Genomic DNA, 12272 nt, shown 5'->3' with positions numbered 1-12272 from the left:
ATCAATCTTTTGAGATTAACAATTCATAGCCTTTAAGTGCAGCCGCCGGCTGAGGCGCACCATTTTCCAGGTTTATATACCGCTCAATTTTCAACAGGTCTTCACGCACCTTTCCTTTTTCCCAGCTATGGATGGTTACATCCAGTATCCTGTCACGCTCCTTTATTTCCGGGTTTGAGGGGTCAGTAAGACGTGCGTGAGAATACCGGATCATGCCTGTACTATCAAAGCTGAGTCGATATTCACGACAGGTAGCATGGGTAGGGCTTAAGAGTGATATTTCGGTAAGGGGGCCTTTGGAAGTACGCTGCACCTGGTACCCTTCTTTCCGAATCACCTCAGCTTCTATATCCAATGGCATTTTCATGGGGTTGACCACCTCACGGGGAGCAGAAAGAAAGATCTTCTTTACATCATGGGCGATAGTGATATACGCCTCTTTCAGCGATATCATTTCATTGTCTCCAAACCGGTAGTACCCGATATCATTGCTACGTGTATAACAGAAGTCAGCCTGTAAGGTATTGCTGCTATCGGCAAGATCGCGGGCGCTGATAGTACCGGTAACAGTGCCTGCATACATGCTGTCCATAGCATGTAAAACGGTGGTCAGCTCTTTGAGAATGGCCTGTTGTTTTATATCTGTTGCCGATCCTGTCAGGTTTGGCGCTGTTACAGGTGGTTTACCTGTAAATGCTTCACGTAATGCAGGGATACCTGCAAATGCAGCTACTGTTCCTGCAATAGCCAGTACCGGCAAGATCAACCATATATATTTAGTATTAGCTTTCATCTTTCTTGCTTTTATTGTCTGCGGTAAGCGGAACGGTTTTCTTTAATAGTCATAATACCTCTTTCTGTTTCTTTCTTCACACGTACCAGGGTGCCTTCATCATCATATTCATAGAATGTAGCATAGTTGTTCTCATCCAGCTCTGCCATTAACCTTAACGTCTTATCATCGTATGAATATGTTTTAATCTGTCCGTCGTACGGGAAGATCCTGATATCGTCCAGCTTAGCCGTACCACTGATTTCCAGTTGTAATGAAGCCATATTGACTATACCGGAGAGGTCCAGTGTTCCTTCTACCAGCTTCCAGCCTTCTACCGCTGCTTTTTTCTTCAGTTCTACTGTTGCGCCGTTAGCTTTCAGGGTAATACCGGCAGATGTACCTGCGGGATTATTATCGTTCACCCAGGCAGAGAAAACATATTTCCTGTCCTGTACGGGAGAGAAACCACGTAAGCCTTTCCATTTGTCAGGCGTCAGGAAGAACTCACCCGAAGCATTGTTTGAGAGATAAATACCCGGTTGATGTTCATTACTGAAGACGAATGTCTTCAGCTTGATCGTGCCTTGCAGGTTGAGGCAGTAATTGCCTGTATGCGCTTCGTCAGAATTAATATTGTTCAGATAAGAGCTGCCTAAGGCTGTAGGGATGCTAAAGCTGTCAGTTACACACAAACCTGTGCGCAGGCAGGAGTTTGCATTGTATTGATAGTCTTCAAAGCCTTCAGAGAAGATCTCCCGTTCCCGCATATTTGCACCTACAGCGGCGGCCAGGGCTCCATTAAATCCGTAGCGTGCAGCACTGTAACGGTTAAGGGCGTCCTTATTCTCTACTTCCTGCGACTGACGATCGTACAGGGTAATGGTACGTGACACTACCCAATCGGTATTCGTGGCCATCTGCCATCCGTTGTTGTAGATCCAGTAAGCATGGAAGCTTTCCAGGGAACCGTTGCGGCGGATGTTAGCGCCTGTAGTGTTGTTTACCAGCTCCTGTCCGGAACGGTTGACCAGTAGTGTCATTTCCTGGTAAGGTAACCAGTTGCCTTTATGCCCGGTGACGTAAGGGTTCAGAACAATACCATTAGGAATTATGGCGCAGCTTCCCGCATTACATACGTTATAACCTCCGGGACAGGTGATACTCCTCTTTTGTATTGTGTCAGTGTCATAGTCCCTTACATAGGTATCCTTAGTATCGCTACCTGACAGCAGGTCTTTGGTTGAGAACAGTATAGCAGGCTGGAAACCACTACCTGTGCTTTGAAGTTCTGCAAGCGTATTATTATACACTTCTGCTCCCATTGTATAAGCGGCACCCGCATTACGTCCTTCCACGGTAATTACATGCTGCCCCCTTTGCAGATAAACAGGATGTACGTGCCAATACCGGAATGGAGTCATAGTAGATCCATCCGGGTCTTTTTCTTCCCTGAACAACACGCCGTCAATATAAATGCGGATCTCATTGTCTCCACCAAACCCTACATAATACACTTTGCTTTCCGGCACTGTCAGGCAATTGTTGATACCTACCCATGCGCTCCCCCAGTCTGTTGTAAGCCAGACACCTGCCAGGTTCAGGCGGCTGCAGTAAGAGACCGATGAAAGGTTCTCGGATACCATTGCAGACATGGTTGTGGCGCTATCCTTGGCGGATGTGCGGGCTGCCATAAGGCTTTGGGTCTGGCCGGAGCCGTTACAGCTTACAGCGCCCCAGAAATTGTCTGCTTTGGTAGCGATATGGTTTTGATCTGCATCATAAAAGGCGGCTCCCCAGTCCCCATAAGTAGGGTTATAAACACCTTTGACAATGCCCATTCCATTCGTATCTATTGTTAGCTGGGGAATGCAGGATTGCCCATCAACACTGGAAGTATACCCGGGAGGGCATGTACCCATTGGTCTTGATCCACAGTTAGGAGAGCCGTCACACATATTCAGTGCCGCTCCATTTGTACAATGAAGATTCTGTTCTTTTTTTACTCCGTAGCTGTCTGTATAGAAGATCAGTGCGGAAGGATCGCCTACAAGACTGGCAGACGTAAATATTCTCTGCTGGCGTATCATGGCGGTATCTGTTGCGCTTTCCAGCGTCAGTTCGTCACTTCCGTAAACTTCCAGTGCTGCAGCTTTATGCGCCTCCCTGTTCACGGCATCGAAACGTATGATATGCTTTCCTTTGGTAAGAAATTTCTGGCGTATGCGCCAGGCCTGGAAAAAGCTTGCACTACTGCCTCTGAAACGTTGCAATGGTTGTCCATCAACATATACAGCCATCAGGTTATCAGCAGCATAACCAATAAAATATATCCTGTCTTCAGGTACTTCAATACATTTCTCTACGCCCCACCACTCGCCATCAGGGATATCTTTTAGCCAGACACCTGCTTCTGCCAGGCGACCGCAACCGGAAGGGCATCCCATCCAGTAAGGAGCAGTACTCTGGTTATAATGTCCCTCAATCTGTTTCTCTGTAAAGAAGAATGCTCCGCGGGAAGAATAGTCTTTATACAGATCACCTTTTACCAATTCGAAACTGTTCCGTTCCGGCAGGATAATACAGTTGCCTTTACCATCAGGTACATATCCTGTTGGGCAGCTAACAACGGTATTACAATCTTCCGGTTGTCCCCATTCGTCGGAATAAACTACAGCAGATGCGTTCAATACCTTATAGGCAGAGAGCTCATCACTGCTGATCAACGCCAGCTTATTATTGACTACCGGATATTTCAGACTGGTAAAGGAAGTAGCGGGAGCTGACAGGAGATTCCTGTATCCTGAACGTATTACCTTAGCTGCTCCGTTAAAGGCTACTGTTCTTCCGTTATCGCCGATGAGACGTAACTGTTTAGGCCCATTTGCAGTAGTAGCAGCTCGTACCGCCCACATCCTGCTGCCTGTATTTACGCCTAATACCTCATCTCCTTCAGTAAAGTACTGGTCATAAGGAGATGCCGGTATACCATTACCTGTGGTCCTCAGGTCTGTCATTAACAGTCCCTGTGTCTGTGCGGCAAATCCCATTTGTCCGTACATCCAGTAAGCGGGTATTGTAGTTGTATAAACAGGATCGTCAAATTCATTCTGTGTCTGTGTCAGTACAGGATCTCCTGTGTTTTTATCATACAATAAAGTGCTTTCATGGATGGTGGAACCGTTGATCCTTTTAGTGACTTTGGATACCATTCCATAATACTGGATAGTTTTCACGACTGATGCAGAGCGGAATAAACGGTAGTCATCATTAACCGAGAACGGGAAGTGAGGAATAGGAATGATCCAGAATCCAACGGGAATGACATCTGCACCCAGGTTGACGCTTTTCCCGGTATTATTCAGCTCTGATTCACGCATGTCAGCAAACATTTCTATTTCACGGCCAATTACCTGGTTCTTAGTAATAGTTCCGGTTTCATCTACTACATCTGCTACGTTCTTTAATCTTTGTACGCCGCCTTCCTCACTGGCATTATAGTCATATTCTGTGGCGGCTATTTCCTGCCCGGTTTGATTGAAGGTCCTTTCTGCTTTGGGCTTTCCATGCATATCATTAAGATAGATAGCATAGCCCTGGGACATGGTCAGCTCGTATACAGACTTCCCTCCAAAGAAAGAGGACCAGGACATTGGTTTATGAAGGTTCTTCTGAAGCGGAGTTTGCTTTACAAATACCGGGAATTCTTTCGCGGTATAAAATTCATATACCTGCCATCCTGTTTTATTGTCAGGATCAGCTTGCCCTGATGCACCGAGGTTCCTCACTTTCACTTCCCTGTATCCTACATGGGGAGCGGGATAAAACGATTCTCCCATCGGCTCTTCCAGGTAGAAGTAATTATTCAGCCCCCATTTAACATCCTGTGTATATTTAACCGGTTGTCTTAAGGCGTTCTCATCACCGCCCAGTGATGGCTCAAAAGAGGCTACGCCGCTACTGATAACAGTGTTATTCTCTGTTGTGGTATAGTCATATTCCTGTCCGTAGGTAGCAGATGAAGCACTGTTATCCATCGTACTCCATTCGTCAGACATCTTTATCTTCTTTACGCGCGCTCCGCCGCCTAATTTATGCCCATCCCTTCTTACCACCCGTGCAAAGCTTTTATTCAGTTTTACAAGGTTGGCAAAGCTTTTCTTCTTTGCTCTTTCGTTAAAATTCTGCCAGAGCTCGGACATGTTGCCAATGGAGTTAATGAGCGCTCTTACTGCTGCGGCTACCGGCCTGTCATCACTGATACGGTTTTTATATCCGGGGTATGCGTAGCGTTGGTATTCCAGCCGCATACGCTGCCAGGCAGTGCTGATAAGGGGATTGGCTTCTACTCCGTCTTTGTCGGGTTTAAAAAATATCCGTACCCTGTTGCCGACTGTCTGCGCACTATCTATCTCTGCATAGCAGGGTACAAAATCATATTTGCTGTTGTCTGTCGATTGAACTTCGTCGGTCATATTTACAAACAGCTTTGTATAGAGATATTTTTCTCCATTCAGATATTTTCTGCTGAAGGAGGCGGCATTTGTAACGACTGAATCGCCTGCGATCTCTATTCCTGCCGCATCCTTCAGGTTGCTGGTGGGCGTACCATCCTTTTTGATCAGGTTCTCTATCCTTACCATTTCGGTGGCACGTTTGTCCTGTACGTAGGCATAGTCGTCCGATTCGTAATCCACCAGTATAGTTCCACCTGTAGGTAAAGTGATCTTATTCAGATGCCATGCCGAAGCGTTCAGATCAGCCCTGGTCTTATTTTTTGTGGTATAAGGAAATTCGTCATTCTTCAGGTCAAAGCCGTCATTTGCGTTATCGCCAGGGCTTTTAAAAGTACCCCATCTGTCAGTAGACATCTGGATGTAAGGCTGGTTATTCGCGTATTCAAAAGTATAAGGATGTTTACTTCCTTTTGTTGAGCTGCCATAAGTGAAATAAATACTCTTCAGCCGTAGCTTGCCATTGGCATTCGCTACGTTTGGTACTCCGGGGGTAAATCCGTAGTCATAGTTAAATACCACTGTTTTAATCGGGGTAGTGAGATCGCTCTTGGAATAAAGGCGGATCTCTTTCAAACGTCGCTGGCGTACCGCCATGTCTTTATTGCCATGGAGGTCAGCGCCTATACCGTCTTCCCTCTGTTCTGTCAGGAAGAAGGCCACTTTGGTCTTGGTTTCTATTGTCTGAAGGTACCAGAGCTCTTTCTCTCCATACACAATAGAGCCTTTGTCATCGTCCGGGTCGGCCATTAATGCCGGGTTATACTGGGCGGAATCTTTGCCCCATGGAGAGCGCCATTTATAAGGCGCTTTAATCTTCGAATAGTTGAATTTCACGGCAGTGCCACGATCATCCGGTGTTATTCCGTCTTTTTTAACATCTACATAGTCTGGCGACAGAATAGAGGTTAACAGGAAGGATGATGCATAAGCGGGCTGTGTTTCTTTGTGATAATATTCATCGGTAGTTGATACGCCGGCTGTTTTAGGTTTATGGTCGATCCTGCCTTTCAGTGTATCATACCTGATATGATTCACCTGCTTGTTGGCATTGGCGCCATTTACGGCAAAAGAATATTCTTCCTGTTTCATGTTGTAAACAGGGATACCGTATATGAGGCGTTTACCGTCGGCCTCTGTTACTCTCATTTCTGAGATATGTTTCTTGCTACGGCCGTCTATAGCCCTGCCGCTGGAAGTGAGGCTGCGGGTATAGGGACAGGCAGGCGGTACAAAGCCATTCGGATTGAGGGTGTCATATTGACGAAGCATGTAATCCTGGGCAATGTCATCCTCTCCTACTGTTGTATAAGATATTGCTACGTTTCTTTTTTGTCTCCCGGTTTTCCTGAGAGGGCTATTAACCGGAACGGACACCTGACCTGCAGCCTTCAGGTAGGAAATGGTCCTCTTACCGTCCAGGGGAATATGTACCGGCTGTTCTTCCAGCACACCTCCTGTAAAGGTTGCATCTTCTGCACGTTTTTCACCTACCTGTTTGAAATAGGCTGCTTCTTCCGTTCCATTGGCAGTTGAAGGGAAGTCGCTCTGAGTAAGGAAATTATTACCTCTTGTCCATTTGCCGTTAGAAGTATTTACGTCCTGTTTATATACAGAGGTACCGCCATGGAAATAGCTGCCGGCGCCAAATTCTGTACTGATGGAAGTATTATCTGAATAGTCTCCCGTCTGGTTGTCGAAGAACACGCCTGTACCATTGCGGTACAGCTTAAACTGGCCGCCACCTGTTTGGCTGGAATAGGACCAGATATCCGGCGTTGCTACCGGTAAGGGCAGGTTTCTTAGTTCCGGGATAGCCGGGTTATCTTTTTCCCGCATGAAGTCCATCAGTGCATCTCCTCTTCCTTTTCCCTGTTCCGCATACAGGAAACCGTAGGCAGCATTTTTCTTTACAAGGTCTGCCACTTCCCTCACCGATTTATAACCGGTGCCACCCAGCCCCGCATACGCTGCAAAAGCAGAAGGGCCAACATCCAGGCTGAAGGTGAAGTTCTTTGACTTAAAACCGGTATTGCTTTTAGGATAGAAGGGAGGCGTGTTATAACTGACAGTTGTCCCACCTGCCGACCATGCGGCAGTACCTGAATGGGAACCATCATCGGTACTGCCTGTCTTGGAAAATGAGGAACTCAGCCCGAAGCTTTTTAAGCCTTCGCGGGTATTATAACCCAGGCCAATAGATATGCCTGAGCTGGTAGAGAGATTATCGTCTTTTGCTTTTCTACCCGATAAAGATACATAAGGTGTTACACTCACCCCGTCCTGTGTATTGGAGTTCAGGCCAACGCCTATACCGGGCGTTAATGGCTGAGAGTTGGACAGGGACAAGGATAGCCCGGCATTCAGGCCAACCTCGGCGCCTATTCCGGTATAGTTATCGTTAAAAATGCCTACCGCAATGGACCCGCTTACATTCTTACCGAAGAGCTCTCCTCTTACAGTAGCTTTGCCACCATATGTTATCTTCGGTTTTAAATAAGTTTCTGTTACCACGGTATCGCCGAAGGCATCATCTGCTACGCCACGGAGAGTGCGTGTCATAGCCCCCGGATTCAGGTTCCAGCCCAGGCCCACCCAACTTGATTCATCATCCATACCCACGCCGGATTGGTAACTGATGTTAACGGGATATCCGTCTACATCCAACAGGGGGATATTGTATTTAAAATCTCCCGAGAACAGGTCTACCATATCGCTGGTACCTGCCGGTTCAAATTTCTTTACTTCGGGCTGTACAGGGCCGGTGGTCAATGCCCATGTTACTGATGGTGTAAGGCTCTGTACGGTTAACAACAACAGGAAAAAACATGCAATCCTTTTCCTGGTGCTCATCTTTCTGATCATCATATATTGAGGCTTAAGGAATCAATGTGAAGAATGGCGTTTCCGTTCAAGGGAAACTGCATTAACTGGTTGGTGAAGAGGTGGTCTCTGAAAAGCAGCTTACAATTGACCTGTGACCATACCTGGGGCCGTTCAAAAACAAGCATATATTCAAACCCGCCCAGCGCGCCATTAGCCACCCTGGTAACATCCAGCGGAGCAAGGGTATCTGTCACATTCACGAAAGAGAAGAGTGAATCCACTCCGTAGCTGAAACGGCTATCGTCCGTTTTCTTCAATGGTGTACCATCAGCGCTGGTCACGTTGAGGCGGAAGTATAACAGTGAATTATCTTCCCCTCCTTTGGGTGCAGGCGGCATGTATTGCAGCTTTACGGCAAAGCCGTTCACCTGTTTTTCCTGGATAAGGTTATTCTCTTTCATTGCTTTCATGACAGTTTTTTTGTCGTTGCCGCAGGAAAGAAGCCCCAGGCAAAGAATAAAGCATAGAGATACGCGGAACATCATTTTCACTGGTCTGCTTGTTTATAGATGAATCTTAATTGTTTCTGCTGGCCATCAGGCAGTTTTACATCCATGATGTAGTAGTAGCCGTCTGTGAAGCTGTTGTTTTCAGAAAGGTCTATCACTACCTGGTTCAGTCCGCGGCCTATCTTAACCTTCGGCAGTTTCTTTACCTGCTGGTCGGGTTTAGTGAGGCATCTGATGCTGTAACTGAGCGTGGTTTCGCTGTAAGTATTGTTGAAGGCGAAGAGGAGCTGTTTGCGGGCAATATAGAAATTGCCTCTGGCCAGGTCTTCCAGGCTCCTGAAGGCTTCTGCAGGGAGGGATGTTTCTTCTTTCTCACATTCTACCGTGAAGTCCCATATTTCTGTTTCTGCCAGCAGCAGCTCATTTTTATAGGCCCCTACCTGCCAGGCGTATTTCTTTCCTTCTTCCAGTGGGTTGGCCAGGGAAGGATACAGTAATACAGGCATGGGAATCTGCTTCTGGTTGATGATGGCCAGGTTCATACGCATGGCTTCTGCACGTTGCTGTCCTTCTTTTACCTCTACCAGCACCATACGGTATTGTACGCCTGGAATAGCAGGCAGTAAAGGCTGCCAGGAGAAAGAGGGGCGTTTATCGCATATCTTATCTCCATCATAAGGCTGGATCAGCTGCATGGCACTGAAAGGCTGGAGGTTGTAGCTGAAGCATTGTTCTGCCAGAATATCTCCATTATGGCCGCCACCCTGGTACAGGCGGAAGCAGTAGTCGTAGTCGCCCTCCGGGAAGAAGCCGCTCTGGCGTACGATGGTAGCTACTTTATTGTTCCCGAAAGAGACGGCCGAATTATAAGCGGCCGCCGGCGGAACGGTATTCATACCCGGCATCAGTTCAAATGCGGGAGTATTTATGGTGGTTATAGCGCCGGATTTAGCTTCTGTGACAATAATAGTCATGTTGACCGTTTGCCTGGCGCCGGTATTGCCGATACGTACCTGGTAGAGGTTATCGATAGTCCGGCCCTGTATTTCAGGCATGAACGAAAATGATATCTGCGCCTTCAATGGCGAAAAGAAACATAAAAACAGCCCGGTCAATAGTATAGTATATCCTTTCATTTGCTGTTATTTTATCTGGTAATTCAGGGACATTGCGGTATTGAATCTGCCATAATAGTAGTTGGCAGCGGTGTTCTTCAGGTTCTGGCGGCAGTCGACAGAAATACTCAGGCTCCAGCGTTTAAGCAGTTGCGCTGATACCTGCTGGCGCAGGCCTATCTGCGTTACTACGTCTTTGCTGTCCATATAAATGAGCGAGCTTCCGCAGGAAACAACCTTCCAGAGCATATACTGGTAGCCGGCTTCTGTATTGAGCTGGTTATTATATACAGCAGCATCTTTGAGATCGCGGTTGTACATGGCGTTGAGCACCACCATGCCCGGACCGGCCATGAAGGTGTGCATGGAGCCCGCATTGATAAAGAGGCTGCGCAGCGGTGCATCCGGCATGGTGTAATCCAGTTGCTGTATGCCCAGTGTGGAGCTGTTGCTGAAAGACTTACCTCCTATCCTACCGTTTGCCTGGCTGGTGAAGGAGATCTTCCTGTTCAGGAAAGCCGTGTATTTCAAGCTTTCTGCCGATTCGCGGAGAGTATTCTCTAACACGTTCATGCTAAGAGAAAACCTGCGGGTAAAACGGTAGCGGGCATCGATAGCATATTGAAGGCTTCTTCTTTTATTATCAGAAACGGGAGAAACTGCCAGGTTGCGAATATCTGTGCGCAGGCTTACCATAGCCCTGTTCTTTAACCAGCTTCTTTTCAGCATAAGACCGTATTGCAATGTTCCCCTGCCGGCGAAAGGGGCGCCGGGGTTAGCATATCCAAGGCCGGCGTAGTTGAGGTATACTTTATGGGAAAGTCCCCATTTCTTCACATCGCCGTTATATGCCAGTCCGACGGAGGCGGTAGCCCAGATATCGTCCAGGAAATGTGAGGCGGCCGACCTGGAGACGGATGCCGCCTCCTGATGGCTGTTATTTCCCAGCTGGCCGGAAGATTTGGAAAGCTCAATATCTATAGTACCGAGGTCTCCCAGGCTACACTGTTGAGAAACGGAGCCTACAAATACGTTGCGGCTGATGGCGCGGGTGTTGAAGCCGTTGCTGTTCTGCGGTTTGGCGTTGGCGTTAAGTACGGATATGTGTGATTGTGCTTTACTACCGATATCCCCACGGCCCATACGGATAAATTGCATTCCGTAAGAGCCCGTACCGGTGGCTGATTGCAGGCCTGCATCCTGGACTCCCATTTCATTGCTTTTACCGGCCGCCAGCATGATGAATTTGTTATTCTTCAGGAAAGACCCGGCAGCGCCCGTCATGAAGAGGTCTGACATGGTCCTCTTACTGGCGTCTGCACCTATGCTTCCCATTTTCAGGTCTTTCATATTCAATAGCAGCTTTTGCAGAAAACTCATTTGCAGGAGATCAGCACCCATGCGGGAGGTATTTCCCGGTTGGCTGATCCACCCTTCAATATTTCCATTTACCTGTTTTTGTGCTCCCAGCATGCTGTTCATCTCTTTTACACCACCCATTTCCTTCTTCAGTTCCATGACCTTCTGATAATAAGCAGAAGATGGATCATGATTCCTGAGCAGGGCGGAACTTAACTGGGCGCTGTCCAGGTACATAAGCTGATCAGCCGAAATATTTCTTTCAAGGCTGTCAGCCGGAACGTTGAGCGATGCCAGTTTTTGGCCCGCATATGATTTCAGGCTGCTTTTGATATCCAGATCTTCAAGGAAATATTTATCCAGATCATATTGTTTTTGTAACTGGGTGTTCACTTTTTCAAGATACGCTTCACGATCGAAGGAGAATTTCATGAAATGAGCGTCCCGTAGGCTGGTGTTGCTATAATCGTATCCTGATAAAGTGGAATAATCGAGCTGTATGGGAACAGATGCGATAGTAAGTCTATCCTTTAATACACCTTCATTCCACCAACCGGAGGTCATGGCGGTACTGTCGCTGTAGGCAGATTTCCAGGAAATGCCTTGCAGCTCGTTTTCAGGAGCTGAGGGTAGTGTGAGTCCGCCGGGCAGTTGTTGTTGTCTCAAAGCATAGAAACCTCTGAGTTTATTGTCCAGGTAGCGGTCGCGTTTAGCCGTATCCTTCATGCCTGTCAGCATGGTGTTCATCCTGGATATGCCTGCAGCTGTTTTACCTGTGGACAGGTATTGCGTGAATTCTTTCCTGGCCCCGTTATGTAAGCCGGAGAGGCCAAGCCTGTTGAAGGGAAGTGAGTCTGTACCGGCAACAGGAATGTTCGTTACTTTCCTGTTGATAGCATCTACAACTGCATTTTTCACTGCCGGTTGACTGGTAAGTGGTTGAACAGACCAATCTTGGGGTAAACTGTCGGGTACCGGCTGCTGGATATTCTCCAAGGCTAAAGCGGGAGTATGTAACCATATTAATGGACATAACATAGCCAGCAGCACCCTTTCGCATATATTTCTCATAGAGACAAAAGTTCAGCGTATAGGATACTCTTTAAGCAAGAGCACGATGTAGGGAAGAACTCACATAGGTATATAGAATTGTCCCGCGCATATTGCGTTATGAGTT

At 47.3% G+C, this 12272-nt stretch carries 5 protein-coding genes; all 5 read right to left on the bottom strand.

Translation table 11 applies throughout. The features are described 5' to 3' along the window. Window position 1: 1 nt before the first annotated feature. The 5 genes from GO493_RS06840 to GO493_RS06820 all read right to left on the bottom strand — a co-directional run bounded on the left by GO493_RS06840 (window position 2) and on the right by GO493_RS06820 (window position 12166). Window positions 2-793, bottom strand: a complete 792-nt coding sequence (locus tag GO493_RS06840; RefSeq protein WP_157305393.1) for a hypothetical protein — start codon at window positions 791-793, stop codon at window positions 2-4. Window positions 794-804: 11 nt separating this feature from the next. After that, on the bottom strand, window positions 805-8154 hold the full coding sequence (locus GO493_RS06835) for a carbohydrate-binding protein (protein WP_157305392.1): 7350 nt from the start codon (window positions 8152-8154) through the stop codon (window positions 805-807). Beyond that, complete coding sequence (locus GO493_RS06830; protein WP_157305391.1) at window positions 8151-8582, bottom strand: hypothetical protein; 432 nt, start codon at window positions 8580-8582, stop codon at window positions 8151-8153. The genes GO493_RS06835 and GO493_RS06830 overlap by 4 nt, the downstream gene beginning before the upstream one ends. A gap of 77 nt (window positions 8583-8659) precedes the next feature. Further along, window positions 8660-9757 (bottom strand): DUF928 domain-containing protein, encoded by a 1098-nt coding sequence (locus GO493_RS06825; protein WP_157305390.1) that lies wholly within the window; start codon window positions 9755-9757, stop codon window positions 8660-8662. A gap of 6 nt (window positions 9758-9763) precedes the next feature. Next, on the bottom strand, window positions 9764-12166 hold the full coding sequence (locus GO493_RS06820; RefSeq protein ID WP_157305389.1) for a hypothetical protein: 2403 nt from the start codon (window positions 12164-12166) through the stop codon (window positions 9764-9766). Window positions 12167-12272: the final 106 nt, after the last annotated feature.

The sequence above is a fragment of the Chitinophaga tropicalis genome (assembly GCF_009758205.1).
Classification (GTDB): Bacteria; Bacteroidota; Bacteroidia; order Chitinophagales; family Chitinophagaceae; genus Chitinophaga; species Chitinophaga tropicalis.
Note: the sequence above shows the minus strand (reverse complement) of the source record. Positions and strands in the feature narration are given on the sequence as shown.